Raw genomic sequence first — 19,237 nt, 5'->3', positions numbered from 1 at the left:
GTCACGCTCCCATCCGGTCGAGAGTGCGGTAGCTGCGTTCGACCGCGTCGGGGCGGCGCAAATACAGCGGGACCAGCGGTTCTGGGGGCGCGCCCGACCACAGCGCGTCCGCCGCCACCTGCACGAGGGCGGCGGGCGAGGGCGTCTGCACGGCCAGCGCGGGAAGGGCGAACAGCGCGGTGTGCGCGGCCGATCCGGCGATCTTGGTCGCGCCGGCCACCGGCAGTTCGCCGGGTTTGCACACCTCGGGTCCGCTCACCCGGATGCGGCCGCGGGCGCGATACCGCGCGGCGTAGACCTCACGGCGACGCGCATCGGTGACCACGAGCAGTTCGTCGTCGGGTCCGAGTTCGGGCGCGCAGTCGGCTGCGATCGCGTCGAGACTGCATACACCGTGCACCGGTATACCCAGCGCATCGCCGAACGCGGCGGCAGTGGCCATACCGACGCGGAGTCCGGTGAACGGTCCCGGCCCGATACCGGTGACGACCGCTCCGATATCGGTACGCGACACCCCGGCCTCGGCCAGGCATTCCAGGATCTGCGGGGTGAGCGCTTCGGCGTGGGCGCGGGCGTCGACGAGTACCCGGGCGGCAAGAGTGCGCGGTGCGGCGGCGTCCGAGGTGTTCGCACCGGCGGCCGCCTGCTCCAGTTCGACGAGTCCCGCCGTGACGGCAGGCGTCGCGGTGTCGACAGCAAGTGCAAGCATGGTCTGGTCAACGATACCGGGTGACCCGCTTCACACAGCGGCGGCGCACGGCGCCCCAGCTGCCCGGTTGCCGATTTCGTGCGGTCTAGTGCGCCGCTCCGGTGTGCACCCACTCCCAAGATGCCGTGCGGACTTCGGATTCCGGCTCCCGCGACATCCGCACCAGCAGATGCCGGCCGGTGAGCCGCTCCGCCATTCCGCTGCCCCATTCGACCACCACGACCGCGTCGTCGAGTTCGGTGTCCAGATCGAGTGCGTCGAGTTCGTCGAGGCTGCCGCCGAGCCGGTAGGCGTCGACATGGACCAGTGGCACCGGCGGGCCGTCGGCGCGTTCGCCCGCCGGATGCCGGCGCGCGATGACGAAGGTCGGCGAACTCACCCGCCCGCCGACCCCGAGGCCGGCGGCGATACCGCGGGTCAGGGCCGTCTTACCGGCGCCCAGAGGGCCGTCCAGCACGACCAGATCACCGGCCCGCAGCCCGGCGGCCAGTTCACGCCCCAGCGCCTCGGTATCGGTGACCTCCGGCAGCAGGCGTTCGCCACGGTCAGCCACCGGTGGCCTCCCACCGGTCGTCCTCGCCGACCACCCCGGCCCGCCTCAGCAGCCGGTCCAGCGCGGCGTTGGTCTCCTCCGGGTACTGCAGTTGCGGCATATGCGCCGCCTCCGGGAGCCGGACCAGTTCGCAGTCGGCCAATTCACGCGCGAGCACACGGGAATTGCGGAACGGGATGACGAGATCCCGGGTGCCGCCGAGGACCAGCGTCGGGGTCTCGCGCAACACCGGTAGGGCCGCCGCCTCGTCGTGCAGTTCGATGGCCTTCAGGAACTTCACCACGGTTTCCACCGGTGTGCGGTCGATCATCATGGTGGTGAACCGCGACAGGGTGGGACTGACCGGCCCGTGGAACGAACTCACGTGCAGGATCGGCGTGATCACGTGGCGGGCGGTGACCCGTCCGGCCTGTACCAGCGCCGGCGCGGTGTGCACGGCCAGCCGGAAGCCGTCGATCGCGGGATTGCGCAGCAACTGCCCGATCCCGGAGGAGGCGACCTCGGCGGCGGCGGTGGACAGCAGCGCGACACCGCGCACCCGCTGCGCGAAGAGACCGCCGGCGTGGGCGGCCGCGGCGAGGACCGCCATCCCGCCCAGCGAATGCCCCACCAGGATCAACGGTCCGCGCGGTGCCCGCGCGTCGATCACTGTGAGCAGGTCGCGGCCGAGCTGGGAGACCGTACAGCTGTCGGTCGCCGGTGTTCCCGAGCGGCCGTGGCCGCGCTGATCGAACAGCACCAGCCGTAACCGCGAACCCCAGCGCTGCGCCAGGTGGCGACGTTGGAAGTGGAACGACTCCATGCTGTTGCAGAAACCGTGCACGAAAACGACTGTGGCCTCGGCGTCGCCGGAACCCCACTCCCGAGTGGCCAGGCACACACCGTCGTCGGCGAGTACCTCACCGGCCCGGTCGTGATCGATGAGGGCGAAGTTCTCGTCCCGGTACTCGTCGCGGACGGGCGGCCACAGCACCTTCGCACCGGCCCGGCGCAGCGCGTGCACACCGGCCATGGCGCCGACCACTCCGGCGGTGGCCAGGCCACCTCGCAACAGGGTCGTTCCTCGTTTCATCTGGTACCCCCTCGATACCGCCGGTGTACCCGGCCGCGGGGCGCGCACACCACTTCGTAGTGGATCGTGCCGAGCAGGTCGGCCCAGTCCTGGGCCCGCGGCTCGCCATGGGAGCCCGGACCGAACAAGATCGCGGTATCGCCTTCGGCCACACCCTCGGCATTGTCATCCAGGTCCACCACCAGCTGATCCATGCACACCCGGCCGCGATTGGGACGGTTGTGTCCGCCGACCCAGACCTGCATCCGCCCGCCCAGGGGTCGGAAGACACCGTCGGCGTAGCCCGCGGGGATCAGCGCGACGGTGGTGTCGGCCGGGGCGATCCATTCGTGGCCGTAGGACACCCCTTCGCCCTCCGGGACGCGTTTGACCAGCGCCACTTCGGCCTGGAAGGTCATCGCCGGCCGCAGATCGAATTCGCCGATATCGGGGACCGGGGTGAGTCCGTATACGGCGATGCCGGGGCGGACCATATCGAAGGTCAGGTCGGGCCGGGTCAGGGTGGCCGCCGAATTGGCCAGGTGCACGAGTTCGGGTTCCAGGCCGTATTCCTTGGCCGCGGCGATGGCGTCGAGGAACCGGTCGCGTTGCAGGTCGATGGTCGGATGATAGGGCTCGTCGGCGTGCGCGAGATGGGAGAAGATCGCCCGGAAGCGCACCACCTGCTCGTCGACGAGTTTCCGCAGCGCCGCGAGCACCACGGGATACACCCCCTGCTCGATCCCGTTGCGATTGAGCCCGGTGTCGACCTTCAGACTCACCACAGCCTTTTCGCCCAGCTCGCGGGCGGCCGCGGCGACGGCGTCCAACTGCTCCGCGGAGGAGATTCCGATCTCGATACCGGCGTCCACAGCCGCGGCGTAATCCGCGTCACAGATATTGAGCCAGCACAGGATCGGCGCCTCGATGCCGGCTTCCCGCAGAGCGACCGCTTCGGCCACTGTGGTGACCCCCAGTTCGGCCGCACCCGCGGCCAGGGCCGTCCGGGCGACCTCGACGGCGCCGTGGTTGTAGCCGTCTGCCTTGACGACCACCATCACCGCGGCGTCGCCTGCGTGCGCACGCAGTACTCCGACATTGTGTGCGATGGCGTCCAGATCGACGACTGCTTCCACTTGACCGTTCACACCTGCCGATACTGCCATCCCGGCGCGCGGACGCGACGGCGGCCACCCGCGGGCCCGGGCCCGCCGATCTCAGTCGGTCAGCGCGCGGAGGGTCGCGATGGCCGCGGGGATATGGCGCAGCAGCGGTGTCGCCGAGATGGGAGCGGCGGTACCACCCGGGGTGTCGTGGGCGGCGAGCCCCGCGGCGAGTGCGTGCACGCGGGCCGCGGCGGCCGCGGCCGGGACCGGAGCGCGGCCCGCGGCGAGCAGAGCTCCGATCACTCCGGAGAGCACGTCCCCGGCCCCGGCGGTGGCGGCCCAGGACCCGCCGGCCTCGTTCACCAGTACCTGCTGCCCGGGGGCGGCGACCAGTGTCGCCCGGCCTTTGAGCAGTACGGTGACCTGCCACGATTCGGCGAACTCCCGCACCGCGGCCACCCGGTCGGGTACCGGCTCCACACCGGTGAGGCGGCGGAACTCGCCGGCATGCGGGGTCAGCACGGTGGGTGCGCGGCGGCCCCGGGCCAGTTCCGGCTCCTGCGCCAGCAGCGTCAGACCGTCGGCATCGACCACCACGGGGAGGTCGGTGGCCAGGATCGCGGCGAGACGGTCGCGGGCGGCACTGTCGGTACCGGAGCCCGGCCCGAACACCCAGGACTGCACCCGGCCCGCGTCCGCCGGATCGGAGACCGCGATCACTTCCGGGTACCGGGCGAGCACCGCCGTGGCGGCGGTACCCGCGTAGCGCACCATTCCCGACGTGGCGGCCACCGCCGCACCCGTGCAGAGCACGGCCGCGCCCGGATAGGTCGCGCTCCCGGCCTGCACACCGGTGACCCCCTGCGTGTACTTGTCGTCCGCGGCGGCCGGCACCGGCCAGTCCGCGCCCACCGCCGTGGGATGCAACGCGGCGAGGCCGGGTTCGGGCAGCCGTAAACCGATGGGTACCAACTCGATCCGGCCACACCGTTCCGCGGCCAGCGCATGCACCGGTTTACGGGCCCCGAAGGCGACCGTGACGGCGGCCCGGACCGCGGGTCCGGACACCGCCCCGGTATCCGGGTCGACGCCGCTGGGCAGGTCGGCCGCGATGATCGGGACGTCCAGCCGCGCAACGATTGCGGCCGCATCCGGGCGCAGCGGACCGTGGCCGGAGATACCGACGATTCCATCGATCACCAGATCGGCGCCGGCGATTTCGCGCACCGCCGCCACCGGATCGGTGCACACCCGCCCCCCGGTGCGGCGTAGCGCGGCCAGCCCGGCCGCGTGCGCCCGCGCCGGATTCAGCAGTACCGCCGTCACCGCGACACCCCGCCGGCGCAATGTCGCCCCCGCCCACAGCGCGTCACCGCCGTTGTCGCCCGAGCCCACCAGCAGCGCCACCGTCCGCCCGGCGACTCCGCCACTGCGCGCCCGCAGTTCGGCCGCGACCACCGTGGCCAGCCCGTACGCGGCACGGCGCATGGGGACCCCGTCGGGAACTCTGGTGAACAATTCTGCCTCGGCGAGGCGCACCTCGTCGGCGGTGTAGTAGCCGAGCGGCTGGGTCACCGAACACACCTCCGCGGTCGGATGGGCAGCGATGCCAGCAGACTACGCTTGACCTCCATGTCCCGACCTCACCGCGCCGTACTCGCCTCGGCCGCCGGATTCGCCCTCGTCACGGCACTGCTGTCCGGCTGCGGCGCCGGCGATTCGACGGACGAGGCTCCGAAAAGCCCTGCCTCCGGCGAACATTCGCGTCACAATCCGGAGGCCACCGTCACGGTAGAGGTGGAAGAGGACCACTTCTCGCCGGCCGATATCACCATCTCCGCCGGCGATACGGTGTCCTGGCATTTCGACGGCGACCTGCCGCACGGTGTCCAGGGCATCGGCGACAAGGCGATGAGCATCAACAGCCCACTGTTCGAGGTGGGCGATTGGAGCCACACCTTCACCCAGCCGGGCGAATACCGCTATCTGTGCCCGATCCACCCGGATATGCGCGGGACGATCACTGTCGAGGAATAGCGGGGGTAACCGGCGAGCCCGTTACCCCCTCGGCTATTCCACGGTGACGGATTTCGCCAGGTTGCGCGGTTTGTCCACGTCGTAGCCGCGGGCCTGCGCCACCTCGGCGGCGAAGATCTGCAGCGGGACCGTCGACAGCAGCGGCTGGTACAGCGTCGGGGCGGACGGTATCTCGATCAGGTCGTCGGCGAACGGGCGCACCAGATCGTCGCCCTCCTCGGCGATCACGATCGTGCGTGCGCCGCGGGCCTGGATCTCGCGGATATTGCTCAGCAGTTTGGAATGCAGCACCCCGCGCCCCTTGGGCGAGGGCATCACCACGATCACCGGCAGCCCGCCCTCGATCAGCGCGATCGGGCCGTGCTTGAGCTCACCCGCGGCGAAACCCTCCGCGTGCATGTACGCCAGCTCCTTGAGCTTGAGCGCACCCTCGAGCGCCACCGGATAGCCGACATGGCGGCCGAGGAACAGGATGGTGCGCTCCCGCGCCAGCTCCCGGGCGATCGCCCGCACCTGCGGCGCCGTTTCCAGCACCCGGTCCACCAGCTTCGGCATGGCCTCCAGCTCGGCGAACTCGCGGGCCACCTCGTCGGGGTACTTGGTACCGCGCGCCTGCGCCAGCGCCAGCCCGACCAGCAGGTTCGCCGTCACCTGGGCGAGGAACGCCTTGGTGGAGGCCACCCCGATCTCCGGCCCCGCCCGGGTGTAGAGCACCGCGTCGGATTCGCGCGGGATCTGCGCCCCGTTGGTATTGCAGACCGCCAGCACCCGGGCCTTCTGGCTCTTGGCATGCCGGACAGCTTCCAGTGTGTCGGCCGTCTCGCCGGACTGGGAGACCGCGACCACCAGCGTCGAACGGTCCAGCACCGGGTCCCGGTAGCGGAACTCGCTGGCCAGCTCCACTTCCACCGGCAACCGGGTCCAGTGCTCGATGGCGTACTTGGCGACCAGCCCGGAGTGGTAGGCGCTACCGCAGGCCACCACGAAGACCTTCTCCACATCACGCAACTCCTGATCGGAGAGGCGCTGCTCGTCCAGCACGATCCGGCCGTCCCGGCCGGGGGTCTGGTCGAAGTGACCGATGAGCGTATCCGCGACCGCGCCGGGCTGCTCGTCGATCTCCTTGAGCATGAAGTAGTCGTGGCCGCCCTTCTCGGCGGCGGCCAGATCCCAGTCGATGGTGAACGGCCGGGTGCTCACCCCATCGGTGGCACCGTCGAAGTCGGTGACGCGGTAGCCGTCGGCGGTGATCACCACGGCCTGTCCCTCGCCGAGTTCGACCGCCTCGCGGGTGTGCTCGATGAACGCGGTCAGATCGGAGGCGATGAACATCTCGTTCTCGCCCACACCGACGACCAGCGGCGTCGAATGCCGCGCCGCGATGATCTTTCCCGGATGGTCGGCGTGTGTGAACACCAGCGTGAACGCGCCCTCGAGCCGCCGGAGTACCGAAAGCGTGCTGGCCTCGAAATCGCCCGCGGTCGGTCCGTCGGCGTAGGCCCGGGCGACCAGGTGCACGGCGACCTCGGTATCGGTCTCGCTGCGTAGTTCGACACCGGCGTCCTCGAGTTCCCGCCGCAGCTGGGCGAAGTTCTCGATGATGCCGTTGTGCACGACCGCGACCTTGCCGCTCACATCCTGGTGCGGATGGGCGTTGCGGTCGGTCGGCGCGCCGTGGGTGGCCCACCGCGTATGCCCCATACCGGTGGTGCCGGCGAACTCTTCCGGGCGCGCGGTGTCCAGGGCCGCTTCCAGGTTGCTCAGCCGCCCGGCGCGCCGCTCGACCGCCACGCCACCGGCGCCGTCGAGAATCGCCACACCCGCCGAGTCGTAACCTCGGTACTCCATGCGGCGCAAGGCAGCGACGACGACGCCCAACGCGTCCCGGTACCCGACGTACCCCACGATTCCGCACATGGCTCCCCAGCCTACTTATCGGCTAACGTTCTCGTCGTGTCGGCGTCTGTGAAATCACTTCTGAGCACTCTGACCAGCCGCGGCCCGCACCGGGTGCTCCGCGGCAATCTTGCCATCGCGGGGCAGCCCGGGGTGGTGTACACGCCCGAGACCGGCCGCGATCTACCCGCGGTCGCGTTCGGCCACGGCTGGCTCAACGGCGCCGGCAACTACCGCACACTGCTCGAACACCTCGCCTCGTGGGGCATCGTGGCGGCCGCCCCCGATACCGAGCGCGGCCCGCTGCCCTCCCATCTCAACCTCGCCACCGACCTGCTCACCACCCTCGATATCTGCACCGGGGTCCGGCTGGGCGACGGCACCCTCACCGTGCACCCCGAACGCCTCGCGCTGGCCGGCCACGGAATGGGTGCGGGCGCGGCCGTCCTCGCCGCCGCCCAGCGCCGGGTGGCCGCGGTGGCTCCCCTCTTCCCGGCGCCCACCGCCCCCACCGCCACCTCGGTGGCCGGTGAAGTCGACGCCCCGGCCCTGATCCTGGCCGGTGTGAGCGATATCGATTCGCCGATCTCCGACGCGGTCCCCCTCGCCGCCGCCTGGGGTGGTCCGGTGATCCTGCGCACTCTCGACGGCGCGGGCCACAACGGACTCGCCGAGGGGCGCCGCCTGCTGGCCGCACTCGGTGGCGGCAAGCACGAGGAAAAGACGTCCCGCGCCACCCGCGCCCTGCTCACCGGGTACCTGCTGTACACCCTGCTCGGCGACAAGACCTACAAACCACTCGCCGACCCGGAGACCTCGATCAAGCACACGCATGTGATCGATCCGGCGGCCGCCCTGCTGGAGCAGGAAGAGAGCCGGCGGGCGGCGGCGACCCCGGACCCGGCGGCGGTGGGCAAACTGGTCCGGTCGCTGCGCAAGTAACACGCACCGGAAACGAGTCGCCGTGTGGCGCCTGTCGGCTGTTCCGATGATCAGCTGAAATCAGCGGTTCAGAACCCGAGGTCGTCGAACTCTCCAGCTTTACAACCTTTGAGCCATGCCGAGAACTCGTCACGGGTGAACGCGATATGGCCGGCGGCCCGGTTGTTCGAGTTGCGTACCAGGATCTCGCCTGTCGGTGCGGCAGCAACCTCCACGCACGTGTGCTTATCGGTGTATGACGAAACCCGCCAGTCGAGATGGTCAGTCATCGCCCTGTCTCCATCCATCAGCCAATCGACGAATGAATTTACGCGACCCGACCGGGTTGAGCGCCACCCGGGAGGCATGATCGAACGCCGAGATGAAGTAGGCCACCTCATCGGCGTCGGTGATGAATCGACCACCTTCGTACCACTCGATATGCACCCGGGGCGATCCCCATGGATGCATCATAATCGAGAACTCGTTCAGGCGACGAGCCTCGTATTGACCGGCCTCGAACTTCGTCACCCGCACCGTAACGTTCGGCAACTCGGATAGTTCCGCCAGCGTATCGAGTTGTTCGGCCATCACCTCGGCGGTACCGACCTGGAGACGCAGCGCTGCTTCCGGCTGGATCACATCGAGTTCCAGTTCACCGGCCCGTACCCGTTTCTGCCGATTCAGCCGCTGGTCCACGGTGCGTTGCACAAAGGTGTCGGAAACCCCCGTCACGCCCACCCTGCTCACCAGCGCCTCCATATAGGCCGGGCATTGCAGCAGGCCATACACCGCCCTGGGCTCGTGGGTTCGTATGTTGGTGGCCGACTGTTCCATGCCGAAATATGTCGACAACCATTCCGGAAAGTCCTCGGACCTTGCCGCAATACCGGACAGCAAGGCCGTCAGCTCCTCCATGGTGACACCCAACGCCGCGGCGTAGCGGGCCCGCTGAGACGGATACGGGGTGCCTTCATTACGTTCCCAACGTCCCAGAGTTGTACGGTCCACCCCCACTTCAGCCGCGATCTGTTCCTGGGTCTTTCCAGTGCTCTTGCGAGCGTCCATCAGCCGCTGCCTGCGCATAGCTGCATCGTAGATACATCTTGGCCGCCGTGGACTCTTTCGCCATTGCGCAGCGAATATTGATGCACCGGAACAGGACTGACACCGAGGTTTCCGACAGGACCTCCGCAGCAAGGACTCCGGCGCAAACATCCTCACGAGCCCCTTCCTGCGGTCGAGTTCGAGTTCTCGGCATCAGTGATTGCGGTCGTCCGCGGATAGGCGGACGGCGATCCGCCATGGGTGTCGCGACTCCGCCCCGGGGAAGCCGACCGGCCCCAATATGCGGACCACATGAGAACCACCGAGCTCTATACGGACCTGTCCGCCACAACGAACACCAACAACACCACGAGGTCACCCATGACAGAGACGCCCCCGCTGCCTACCCGCGGCCATACAACCGGGCCATGGCCGCCACCCTTCAGATCTGGCACAACCGCGACCGTGGGCTCATGGAACGGATCGCCGCCGGACTCCGGGCACTCGACCACCCCGCCGGCTGTAGATCCGAAGAGCCGATGCATGGTTACGCGCACGCATACCAGGTGATGGATGTGCACGCACACCACCGCTGCCCTCGCTACGACCTGGAGGTCCGCTATACGCAACAGGCGCGACCGTGACGGCACTGCGGCGAACCGTCGTATTGTGCCGACCGGATACGCCCGGTCGCGAAATCCACCGGATGGCGAGCCGCTATGGGCTCGAAGTCGTCTACACGGTGTTCACCGACATCGAATCCTCCCAGCTCACCGCACTGATCGCCATACAGCACATTATCGAGAACGGCGCTGAGGTGTTGGTCGTCCCGCACCTGACCGCGCCGTGGATCGCAGGCATTCGGCATTGGGCGGCCGTTCGCGCTGCGGCGCGGATCATCGGCTCCGATGGCCCGGTCGAAGAATCGACACGATGAGCTGTTTCGGCAGCACCTACCGGTCCGACGCGCGACCTCGACTCCGGATATCGCAGCGGCGGACTTTTACGGTATTCGGCACACCGTCGTGTCCCGGCGCGCGTCCTGACATCACATCACCCCAGCCGGGCCACGCCCCGTCACGACCGCGGATCTCCACCAGCCCGAAGACCAGGCTCCCGACGCTCGCATGCACCCATTTCCGCAGCAGAATCCAGTTCCCTCCGATGATGGCGAACGGTATCGGCAGCAGCACATAGCTGTACGTTCTCGGTATTCCCAGCGCCACCACCAGTGCGCCCAGCACAACAGCCGGGCCGAACAGCAGGATGAAGTCGATCAACGCGGCACCCATCGACCGCAGCTTGCGTGGTGACGGATACCGCTTGTCTCCATCGGACCCGTGGTATCCCGGTAGGAAAGCAGGCGTACTCGTCAACCCGAAGGTATCCCCCGAACTCATCGGACGATGATGGCACACCGGGCGGCCGGAGTCGCTCTCGACGGGATCGGGGTCGTACCGGAATTGATCGGTTCCGACAACCCGGCATAGGATGCCGAAGCGTTTGGCGCTCGGGTTCTTTCGTCGATGGATCGGGCGAGCTGGGATGTTCCGCCAGGGGAAGGTGTCGATGGCCGCCGAGATGGATCTGGACCGCGCGATAGCGGGATTCGCGCAGATGGCCGCCGATGCGGAGCGCAGAGCTCAGCGGTTCGCCGAGTTACAGGAGCGGATGACGGCTCTGACCGCGACCGAATCGGGCGCCGGCGGACGAGTCAGCGTCACCGTGGACAGTAGCGGGGTTCCCACAGCGATCGATCTGGCCCCGGGTGTGCGAGAGATGGATTCGCGGAGGCTCTCGGCCGAGATCCTCTCGTGTATGCGGCGGGCACAAGGAAAGCTCGGGCCCGGCGTCGCGGGCCTGGTGCGTGATGTCGTCGGCGATGATCCAGCAGGTGCCGCGCTCGTCGATGGGTTCAACCGGCGCTTCCCGGACCCCGATCCGGATCCGAGTTCGACTGCGGCGCCGGCCTCCACCGCTCCGCAGACTGGCCGTTCTCCGGCCGCGGACGTCGGTCGGTCTTCCTCTCCCCATCATCCGGTGCCACCCACATGGGGTTCCGAGGCTCCTCAGCAGTCCACCGAACCGGATTCCGCCCGGGATCGTCCGGCGCCACCCGCGTGGGGATCGACAGCGCCGGCGCCGCGCAAACCCGTGCGTGATCAGATTGTCACTCCGGACGAACCCGACGAGGAGGACGAGTACTACCGCCGGAAAACGTGGTTGGAGTGAGCAATGACCGACAAGCCTGACAGCGTCTCGGTCGATCCCGAGGAAGTGCGTAAACATGCGGACAGCGTCGAGGCGCTCATGGCCGGCCTGGGCCAATGCCTCGAAGCTGCGAACTATCTCGCCTCGGCAGACGACGGATACGGCGCCTGGCTACAGCCGCTGATGGCCTGGCTCTTCGAGGACAACCATCAATCGAACATCGAGTTGATCCGCGCAGTCGCCGAGCGTGCCGCTCAGGTGCCGGAGAAGCTGAAGGCGACGGCAACATCCTTCGAAGACGCAGATGGATCCTTCGCCACGACTCTGCAGGGACTACAGGCAGCGATCGGAGAATCCGCATGAGTTTCGACGACGTCCCGCCACCCGCCAACGAACTGATCGACAAGAATTCCCACCACAGCAATACCTACTTCCAGGAGGATGTCTCCTGGCTGTCCAATGTCGGGCGCGAAGGAGACCCGAATACGGGCGGCCTGGGCGTGCTCAAAGGCACCGTGGCGGGCGACGCGTGGGATATCTACGGAAACCTGCGAAACGCCAACTACGGTGAGGCGCTGTTCGGGGTGGCCGGTGTCGGAGCTTCCGTTGCCGACGCGATCAAGGACCCGTTCGGTTTCGCGGGAACCCAGGTCGCGAAATGGATGTTGGAGCATATCGAGCCCCTCAGGCAAGCCTACGAGGAGTTGTCCGGCAACCCCACGATCGTGGAGGGGTATATGAAATCGTGGCAGGCGATTTCGGGCCGGCTCACAACGATGAAGAACGACTGGGTGGCCACGATAGAGCAGGACATCACTACGTGGTCCGGTAGTGCGGGCGACGCGTACCGCAGCCATGCCGCAGAGATCCTCACCGCGATCGACTCCGCCGCGGCCGTGGCCGCCTCGCTCAGCAAGCAGATGGAGTTGGCGTCGAAAGTCGTCGCCATCGTCCGCGATCTGGTCCGCGATATCATCGCGGCGCTACTCGGCGCGGCCATCGGCTACACGATCGAACTGGCGGTTACCGCCGGTGCCGCGGCGGGGCACGTCATCGCCTCTTTCCTCGCGAAGCTGGCAAAGAGCAGCCTGGACACCATGAACTACCTGAAGAAACTCAAGGACGTGATCTACAGTTTCGGCACGTATCGCGAGCCACTCGCCAAGGTCCTCCAAAACCTCTCGCCCCTTATTTCCTCCTGGTGGGACTCACTGAACAGCGACGGCGAGCAGCCCGTGGCGGCCACCTAGCTGTGCTACTGACGATGGCGGGATCCACGCTCCGGAATCACCAGCCGTGCAGCCCGGATCAGACCAGCCAACTGTTGCGCCGGTAGTACTGGGCCTCGTCGTCACCGTCGTCGTCGACGGGTGTGACGACCCGCTGATTCCGCCGGGCAGCCGCCGACCGTGCGATGGCCTCCTGCCGAGTACGCAGTTCCTCGTCGACCGGCCGCGCGGTACCGGCTTCCCGCATCCGGATCGAGTCGCTTCCGGGCGGCCGCTCGGCGGCGTGCTCGCCCGCCGGTTGCACCTGCTCGTTCGAACCGGTTCGCTCGTTCTGTTCCCGGGTTGCCGCGTCGTCGGCGCGTTCCGCCAGTTCCCGCCAGAACTGCCGCATCTCGGCGGCTGCCTGCTCGGTCAGTTCCCGACTGCGGGCCTCGGATCGCCGCTTGGTCTCCGCCATCCGCTCCACCATGCGGTCGGCGTAGCGCCGGCATTCCTCGCCGATCCGTTCGACTTCACTGGCCATACCCACCTCGCCGATCGTGCCCATGAACCGTCAACCGCTTCCTGCCCGTGGTCACAGCGGGCCCGCCTCGGCCAACTGCGCACCCGTGTCGACCGCGGGTGCCGGCGGCGGCGCGATGTCCTCGGGTTCGGCCGGGTCTTCCTCGGGCTGCTGCACCGGGTAGTTCCGCGGCTTGTGCTCACCGTCTTCCTGTTCGGTTCCCGACGGTGCGCCGGGCACACCCGCCGGTTGGCCGGTGGGCTGTGGTTCCTCGGTCGCGGGCGGCGCGGTCGCACCGGGCTGGTTCTTCTCACCGACGATCACCGGGGTACCGTCCGGCCCGACCTCGACCCGGTAGGTGACCGGCTCGCCCGCCGAATCGTCCACCACGAGTTTCAACTGCCCATCGGAACCGACTTCGAGCTTGTAGTTCTTACCGTTGAAATCGACACCCTTATCGGTGTCCGGCTTTCCGTCGCCGTCGGTGTCCGCATCCGGTTTTCCGTCACCGTCCAGGTCTTCGTCGGGTTTTCCGTCACCGTTCACATCGGCATCCGGTATACCGTCGCCGTCCAGGTCCGTATCGGGCTCTCCGTCGCCGTCCGCATCCTGGTCCGGCTCACCGTCCCCGTCGAGATCTCTGTCCGGCTCGTCCTCGCCGTCCGGATCGAGCACCTGCTCGGCCTGTTCCCGCAGTTCCTCGAGCGTGCTGCCGATCTGCTGACCCGCCGAACTCACCAGGCTGCTCAGCCCCTCGGACAACTGGGTTCCGAGGCCCGACGAAGCGAGCTGAGTGCCCAGTTGCGCGAGGGTGGACAGCGGGTTGTCGGTAGTGGCCAGGTTGGTCGAGGGCGTGCCTGTCGTCGACGGAGTGTTGGTGGTCGACGGGGTGGTCGTGGTCGACGGGGTGGTCGTGGAGGGAGTAGTCGTGGTGGACGGGGCCCCCGTGCTGCTGGGCTGGTCGGTGCCGGCGGGAGTGCCGGGCTGCGACGGCGAAGTCGTCGAAACCTTCGGGCACGGATATTTCGTCACATTGAGGCCCGTGAAGGCCTTCACCAGTTCGTCGTAGATACCCGAGACCTGCCGATTCGTCTGGTTGCAGGCATCCACGAATTCTTTGAGGTTCGACTCGTAGTCCACCCGGAATTTCTCATCCAACCATTTATGACAGAAATCGCTGATCTTCTTCTGGGCCTCGTCGCCCGAGTAGATGATCACCTTGTCCTCGGCACTTATATCGAGCTCCGGGAAGATCCGCTTTATCTTGCCCACCAGACTGTCGTCGCTGCCGCTCAGGCTCCATCCCCAGCCCCTGGCCGCGGTGATAATGCTGTCGATATCCTCGGGGCTCTTACCGTCGACCTCGGGATCACCGTCCAGCAATATTCCCTCGGCGGCCTTGGCCTTGATCGCCACCGCCTGCCGCAGCGCCTGCGGGGCCGGGTCCATTTCCTCGTGGACCTTGCGCACGATATTGATATCGACCTCGGACAGCTGGAGTTGTGTGGCGATCATGGTCGCTGCCCGGCTCGCTGCCTCTCCCGACCACACGGTCGGGAGGGTCTGGGCGAAAGTGGCCTGCTGATTCCGTTCGGTGGCGACTCGATCGAGCACGGTCTTCAAGGTAACGGCGGCCCGCCGGAATGCGTCCTCGTTCAGACCGTTCTGGTGATAGAAGAGTTTGTGCAGCTCCGCATACCGCTTGAAATCGGGCGGGGTCGCGTCACCCACCCATCGCAGGTACCGAACTTCCAATATCTCGAAGTAGCGCAGTGCCTTCGAGCCTATTGCCAGTAGTTCGGTGCAGTTGCGATTCTCCGTTGCGCCAGCGCTCGGGGTGTCGGCCATTGCTCAGCTCGCCGCCTGCTGGGTGTTCGCGGCGTTCTCTTTGTCCACGGTGGAGAATTCGACCACGGCCTGCCCCATCGCATCACCGGTGAGCTGCGTGGCCTCGGACCAATCCGCGAGCCATTGCCGCACCGCCTCGAGGCCGGCGTGCAGGGCATCCCCCTGCTTCTTGTACTCGGCGCCGGTATCGGCGGGAGCGATCACGCTGCCTGCGACGCTACCGGCCTGCTCCTTCACCACATCGGCACTGGTACGCATCTTGTTCGCCAGACTCACCAGGGCATCGCTCTGCATCCCGACCGTTCGATCACCCGTGCTCATGGGTCTCCCCTCCGTATCCCCGCCCCTCCCGGGTGACCCCCGATCGGCCCTGCGGTGTCCGTCCTACCCGATTCGACGCGACCGCTCGGACATCGGTTCCATCCTGCCCCGCGCGGTCGGCACTCCGATCACTTTCCCGTTCCCCTTGTCCGTCCGCCGCCGTTCCCCCGGTCCTGTCGGGACTTCGGTGGTACTCCGGGCCGAGTCGTCGCCGATCGTCCTCCACCACGCTCCCTGCTCGACCACGATGATGTTCCGCTCATCTTTCCATCCACGGCGATACAGCGCAGCCCCGCTCCCGGACGGGAACGGGGCTGCTGACGAGATGGGATCAGGAGATCATCGGCGCGAGCCGGCGCGATCAGCGCTTCGGCATGAAGATCCACAGCGCCAGGTAGACGAGGAACTGCGGGCCGGGCAGTACACACGACACGACGAACAGCAGCCGGACGATTCCGGAGCTCCAGCCGAAGTATTCGGCGATACCGCCGCAGACTCCGCCGATCCACTTGTCGGCGGTGGAGCGGGTGAAACGGCGTGCGGGGGCGGTCATGGCGGTCCTTTCGATCGCGGTTGCTACACCGTCCACTATCCGCACCCGGCCCGGTGGCCCGCATCGGCAGCGCTACCGATCGGCACCCTGATTTCCGGGGGCCGCGGCTCAGGGTGGATCCCTGAGTCGCGGACCGGTCAGACCGCCGCGACCAGTTTCGCGAGATCCTCGGCGAGCTGCTCGGCCCGTTCGTGATCCTGGGCTTCCACCATCACCCGGACCAGCTGTTCGGTGCCGCTGGGGCGCAGCAGGATTCGCCCGGTGTCCCCGAGCTGCCCCTCGGCGGCGCGGACGGCCTCGCGGACCCCGGGGTCGGCGGTGACCGCGACCTTGTCGGTGACCGGGACGTTCACCAGTACCTGCGGGACCTTCTGGATCACACTCGCCAGCTCGGCCAGGGGCGCGCCGGTGCGCGATATCCGCGCCATGAGCTGCAGGCCCGTGAGGATGCCGTCGCCGGTGGTGCCGTGGCGCGGGAAGACCACATGGCCGGACTGCTCCCCGCCGAGGGTGTAACCGCCGCCGCGGAGTTCCTCGAGGACGTATCGGTCACCGACACCGGTGGTGCGCACGGTGATTCCGGCCGCGCGCATCGCCAGGTGCAGCCCCAGATTGCTCATCACAGTGGCGACGAGGGTGTTCCCGGCCAGAGTGCCGGCGTCACGCATACCGATGGCCAGGATCGCCATGATCGCGTCACCGTCCACCACATTCCCCGCGGCGTCCACCGCCAGGCAGCGATCGGCGTCGCCGTCGTGGGCCAGCCCCAGGTCGGCGCCGTGCTCCCGGACCGCGCGCTGGACCTGTTCGATATGGGTCGACCCGCAGTCGGCATTGATATTGAGCCCGTCCGGGTCCGCGTTGATCGCGATGACCCGCGCTCCGGCCTCGCGGTATGCCGCGGGGCCGACCTCCGAGGCGGCGCCGTGCGCGCAGTCCACGACGACGGTCAGTCCGCTCAGGTCCTGACCGGTGGCCTCCACCAGATGCTCGATATAGCGCTCGTGGGTGCCGCCCACACCGAACTGGTCGGGCAGGTCGGCACCGGGTTGCCGAGCCCCGGCGGCCCCGAGTACCCGGCCGATCGCCGCGCCCGTGGGACGATCCGTCCCGCCCGCGGCCACCCGGGCCTCGATACGTTCCTCCACGGCGTCCTCGAGCTTGTGCCCGCCCGCCGCGAAGATCTTGATTCCATTGTCCGGCATGGGATTGTGCGAGGCGGAGATCATCACGCCCAGGCTCGCGTCGTACAGAGCCGTCAGGTAGGCGACGGCCGGGGTCGGCAGCACACCGACCGGTAGAACATCCATTCCCGCGGCGGTCAGACCCGCGGTCACCGCGGCCTCCAGCATCTCTCCGCTGGCGCGCGGATCCCGTCCGACCACCGCGACCTTGCGGTGACCCGTGTGCAGGTCCACACCCAATACCTGTGCCGCCGCCCCGGCAACCCGTAACGCCAACTCCGGGCTCAACGTATCGTTGGCGAGCCCGCGCACGCCGTCGGTGCCGAACAGATGTCCCATACCTTGCCCCTCGTCAGTGAGTCCACAGCGCGCGGCGTGCCCTGCCGAAACTGCCCTCGGAACGGCCGGCCGACGAACACCGCGGTAGATATAGCACGAGAGCAGGCGACCGGACTCCGGCCGGTCGCCTGCTCTCGGAACCGACACCGGCACGCCCACCCACACGTGGCGGGTGGACAGCCGGCATCGGCGATATCAGCGCTTCGAGTACTGCGGCGCTTTACGGGCCTTCTTGAGGCCGTACTTCTTGCGCTCGGTGGCACGCGGGTCACGGGTGAGGAACCCGGCGCGCTTGAGCGCGGGACGGTCGTCCGCGTTGACCACGGTCAGCGCCCGGGCGATGGCCAGGCGCAGCGCGCCGGCCTGACCCGAGGGGCCGCCGCCGTGCAGGCGGGCGAACACATCGAAGGATTCGAGGCGCTCGACGGTGACCAGCGGCGACTTCACCAGCTGCTGGTGGACCTTGTTCGGGAAGTAATCCTCGATCGAGCGGCCGTTGAGCACGAAATTGCCGGTGCCGGGCACCAGGCGCACGCGGACCACGGCCTCCTTGCGGCGGCCGACGGTCTGGACCGGGCGGTCCAGCGGGGCGGCGTACTCGATGAACTCGGCGTCGTCGTCGTAGACCACGCCCTCATCCAGCACCTCGCCGGCGGCGTCTTCGACGACCGCTTCGTCGTATTCGGTGTATTCCTCGGGAGCGGTCACTGGGCCACCTGCTTGATCTCGAACGGAACGGGCTGCTGAGCGGCGTGCGGATGGGTCGGGCCCGCGTACACCTTCAGCTTGCCGGCGATCGCGTTGCCGAGTTTGTTCTTGGGGATCATGCCCTTGACGGCCTTCTCCACCAGGCGGTCGGGGCGCGTGTCCAGCACCTGGCCGACAGTGCGGGACTTCAGGCCGCCGGGATGCCCGGAGTGGTGGTGGATGAGCTTGTTCTGCCGCTTGTTGCCGCTGATGGCGACCTTGTCGGCGTTGATGATGATGACGAAATCGCCACCATCGATATGCGGTGCGTAGGTCGGCTTGTGCTTACCGCGCAGCAGATTCGCTGCCTGCACGGCAAGACGGCCGAGCACTACGTCAGTGGCGTCGATGACGTACCACTGCCGGGTCACGTCACCCGCCTTCGGGCTGTACGTAGGCACAGTGCTTCCCTGTCTGTCGTCGATGCTGCCGGCCCAGTGCGTGGTCGAGGAGTTCCCGGCGGCCGGTTGAGACCCGGGCCTCGGCGTTCCACACACCAGCCGGTCACGATACCAGCCGGGTATCGCCACCGGGAAACCGCCCGGAAGCTGCTCAGATATCGATGGGCGGGCCCGGATCGGCGATGCCCGGCAGACCAGGCACCAGATAGCGCAGAGTGTCGATACCGGGCTCCGCGCAGTCGGCCGGATCCCCTTCCCCGGCGGCTCCGGGTTCCGGTGCCGCCTGACGCGCCGAATCCCCGGGGGCGGGAGCCGTGGGAACGCGGGCATAGAGCGGGTGGCCACCGGCGTCATCGGCGCCGGGGGCGGACCGGCCGTGCGGTTCGACGGTGATCCGCGGCATCGGCACACAGCCGGCCGTCACCGTTGCCACCGCGGCACCGGGTACCGCTGTCGCGTTGATCGCCGGTTCGGTTCCGGCGTGGGCCTGGGCCGTCCCCGCCCCGTCCGCGCCCCATGCCGTGGCGGCGAGCGCCGCGACGCCGATGACGGCGTGGGCGCCGAACAAGTTGTCCTTCATCT

23 protein-coding genes and 1 pseudogene are annotated in these 19,237 nt (G+C 68.1%); 7 read left to right on the top strand and 17 right to left on the bottom strand.

The features are described 5' to 3' along the window. Position 1: 1 nt before the first annotated feature. The 5 genes from tsaB to ON38_RS04445 form a co-directional block, all read right to left on the bottom strand. Positions 2–709, bottom strand: coding sequence for a tRNA (adenosine(37)-N6)-threonylcarbamoyltransferase complex dimerization subunit type 1 TsaB (gene tsaB / locus ON38_RS04465; RefSeq protein ID WP_039822580.1), 708 nt, complete (start codon positions 707–709; stop codon positions 2–4). Between the two features lie 85 nt (positions 710–794). After that, entirely contained in the window at positions 795–1,262 is a 468-nt protein-coding gene (tsaE, locus tag ON38_RS04460; RefSeq protein WP_039822579.1) for a tRNA (adenosine(37)-N6)-threonylcarbamoyltransferase complex ATPase subunit type 1 TsaE, read from the bottom strand. Next, positions 1,255–2,334, bottom strand: a complete 1,080-nt coding sequence (locus ON38_RS04455; protein ID WP_039822577.1) for an alpha/beta fold hydrolase — start codon at positions 2,332–2,334, stop codon at positions 1,255–1,257. The genes tsaE and ON38_RS04455 overlap by 8 nt, the downstream gene beginning before the upstream one ends. After that, positions 2,331–3,479 (bottom strand): alanine racemase, encoded by a 1,149-nt coding sequence (gene alr, locus ON38_RS04450; protein WP_039822575.1) that lies wholly within the window; start codon positions 3,477–3,479, stop codon positions 2,331–2,333. Before alr ends, ON38_RS04455 begins: the two co-directional genes overlap by 4 nt. 51 nt (positions 3,480–3,530) lie before the next feature. Continuing rightward, complete coding sequence (locus ON38_RS04445) at positions 3,531–4,994, bottom strand: NAD(P)H-hydrate dehydratase (protein ID WP_039822593.1); 1,464 nt, start codon at positions 4,992–4,994, stop codon at positions 3,531–3,533. 57 nt (positions 4,995–5,051) lie between these two features. Between ON38_RS04445 and ON38_RS04440 the strand changes: the two genes are divergently transcribed. Further along, positions 5,052–5,456, top strand: a complete 405-nt coding sequence (locus ON38_RS04440; protein ID WP_039822591.1) for a cupredoxin domain-containing protein — start codon at positions 5,052–5,054, stop codon at positions 5,454–5,456. A gap of 33 nt (positions 5,457–5,489) precedes the next feature. Here the strand turns inward: ON38_RS04440 and glmS are convergent, their stop codons facing one another. Further along, positions 5,490–7,373 (bottom strand): glutamine--fructose-6-phosphate transaminase (isomerizing), encoded by a 1,884-nt coding sequence (gene glmS / locus ON38_RS04435; protein WP_039822569.1) that lies wholly within the window; start codon positions 7,371–7,373, stop codon positions 5,490–5,492. 36 nt (positions 7,374–7,409) lie between these two features. Between glmS and ON38_RS04430 the strand changes: the two genes are divergently transcribed. Continuing rightward, on the top strand, positions 7,410–8,294 hold the full coding sequence (locus ON38_RS04430) for an alpha/beta hydrolase (protein WP_039822568.1): 885 nt from the start codon (positions 7,410–7,412) through the stop codon (positions 8,292–8,294). Between the two features lie 68 nt (positions 8,295–8,362). On the opposite strand, the gene ON38_RS04425 is transcribed toward ON38_RS04430, so the two are convergent. Beyond that, positions 8,363–8,563, bottom strand: a complete 201-nt coding sequence (locus ON38_RS04425) for a DUF397 domain-containing protein (RefSeq protein ID WP_039822566.1) — start codon at positions 8,561–8,563, stop codon at positions 8,363–8,365. Next, positions 8,556–9,359 carry a helix-turn-helix domain-containing protein gene (locus ON38_RS34645; protein WP_157181662.1) on the bottom strand — a complete coding sequence of 268 codons (804 nt, stop codon included), beginning with the start codon at positions 9,357–9,359 and terminating at the stop codon, positions 8,556–8,558. Before ON38_RS34645 ends, ON38_RS04425 begins: the two co-directional genes overlap by 8 nt. Before the next feature lie 389 nt (positions 9,360–9,748). Here ON38_RS34645 and ON38_RS04410 point away from each other — a divergent pair, with 389 nt between their 5' ends. Beyond that, positions 9,749–9,964, top strand: a complete 216-nt coding sequence (locus ON38_RS04410; protein ID WP_039822565.1) for a hypothetical protein — start codon at positions 9,749–9,751, stop codon at positions 9,962–9,964. Then, positions 9,961–10,257: a hypothetical protein gene (locus tag ON38_RS04405; RefSeq protein WP_157181661.1), complete on the top strand. Its 297-nt coding sequence runs from the start codon at positions 9,961–9,963 to the stop codon at positions 10,255–10,257. Before ON38_RS04410 ends, ON38_RS04405 begins: the two co-directional genes overlap by 4 nt. Positions 10,258–10,273: 16 nt before the next feature. On the opposite strand, the gene ON38_RS04400 is transcribed toward ON38_RS04405, so the two are convergent. After that, a complete protein-coding gene (locus ON38_RS04400) occupies positions 10,274–10,720 on the bottom strand; it encodes a hypothetical protein (RefSeq protein ID WP_157181660.1) in 447 nt (148 codons plus the stop codon). 169 nt (positions 10,721–10,889) lie between these two features. On the opposite strand from ON38_RS04400, the gene ON38_RS33920 reads away from it, so the two are divergent. The 3 genes from ON38_RS33920 to ON38_RS04385 are packed head-to-tail and all read left to right on the top strand — an operon-like array spanning position 10,890 to position 12,781. After that, the gene (locus ON38_RS33920) at positions 10,890–11,552 is read left to right on the top strand and encodes a YbaB/EbfC family nucleoid-associated protein (RefSeq protein WP_157181659.1); all 663 of its coding nucleotides are present in this window, start codon (positions 10,890–10,892) and stop codon (positions 11,550–11,552) included. 3 nt (positions 11,553–11,555) lie between these two features. Further along, on the top strand, positions 11,556–11,894 hold the full coding sequence (locus ON38_RS04390; protein ID WP_039822559.1) for a type VII secretion target: 339 nt from the start codon (positions 11,556–11,558) through the stop codon (positions 11,892–11,894). Continuing rightward, positions 11,891–12,781 carry a hypothetical protein gene (locus ON38_RS04385; protein ID WP_039822557.1) on the top strand — a complete coding sequence of 297 codons (891 nt, stop codon included), beginning with the start codon at positions 11,891–11,893 and terminating at the stop codon, positions 12,779–12,781. Before ON38_RS04390 ends, ON38_RS04385 begins: the two co-directional genes overlap by 4 nt. Positions 12,782–12,839: 58 nt before the next feature. Here ON38_RS04385 and ON38_RS04380 read toward each other — a convergent pair whose 3' ends face one another. The 8 genes and pseudogenes from ON38_RS04380 to ON38_RS04345 all read right to left on the bottom strand — a co-directional run. Further along, complete coding sequence (locus tag ON38_RS04380) at positions 12,840–13,307, bottom strand: hypothetical protein (protein ID WP_051164363.1); 468 nt, start codon at positions 13,305–13,307, stop codon at positions 12,840–12,842. A 27-nt stretch (positions 13,308–13,334) separates the two neighbouring features. After that, the gene (locus tag ON38_RS37875) at positions 13,335–15,110 is read right to left on the bottom strand and encodes a hypothetical protein (protein ID WP_157181658.1); all 1,776 of its coding nucleotides are present in this window, start codon (positions 15,108–15,110) and stop codon (positions 13,335–13,337) included. Between the two features lie 3 nt (positions 15,111–15,113). Beyond that, positions 15,114–15,431 carry a hypothetical protein gene (locus ON38_RS04370; RefSeq protein ID WP_157181657.1) on the bottom strand — a complete coding sequence of 106 codons (318 nt, stop codon included), beginning with the start codon at positions 15,429–15,431 and terminating at the stop codon, positions 15,114–15,116. A gap of 361 nt (positions 15,432–15,792) precedes the next feature. Continuing rightward, positions 15,793–15,984 (bottom strand): PspC domain-containing protein, encoded by a 192-nt coding sequence (locus ON38_RS04365; RefSeq protein WP_039822551.1) that lies wholly within the window; start codon positions 15,982–15,984, stop codon positions 15,793–15,795. Between the two features lie 137 nt (positions 15,985–16,121). Further along, positions 16,122–17,507, bottom strand: coding sequence for a phosphoglucosamine mutase (gene glmM / locus ON38_RS04360; RefSeq protein ID WP_039822549.1), 1,386 nt, complete (start codon positions 17,505–17,507; stop codon positions 16,122–16,124). A gap of 195 nt (positions 17,508–17,702) precedes the next feature. After that, on the bottom strand, positions 17,703–18,137 hold the full coding sequence (rpsI, locus tag ON38_RS04355; RefSeq protein WP_435828334.1) for a 30S ribosomal protein S9: 435 nt from the start codon (positions 18,135–18,137) through the stop codon (positions 17,703–17,705). 74 nt (positions 18,138–18,211) lie between these two features. Then, the gene (gene rplM / locus ON38_RS04350; protein WP_030522249.1) at positions 18,212–18,655 is read right to left on the bottom strand and encodes a 50S ribosomal protein L13; all 444 of its coding nucleotides are present in this window, start codon (positions 18,653–18,655) and stop codon (positions 18,212–18,214) included. Positions 18,656–18,806: 151 nt separating this feature from the next. Further along, positions 18,807–19,237 (bottom strand): annotated as a pseudogene (locus tag ON38_RS04345) (hypothetical protein); the annotation flags it as partial.

The organism is Nocardia testacea NBRC 100365 (assembly GCF_000308775.1).
Taxonomy (GTDB): Bacteria; Actinomycetota; Actinomycetes; order Mycobacteriales; family Mycobacteriaceae; genus Nocardia; species Nocardia testacea.
This window is presented reverse-complemented; position numbering and strand designations above follow the sequence as displayed.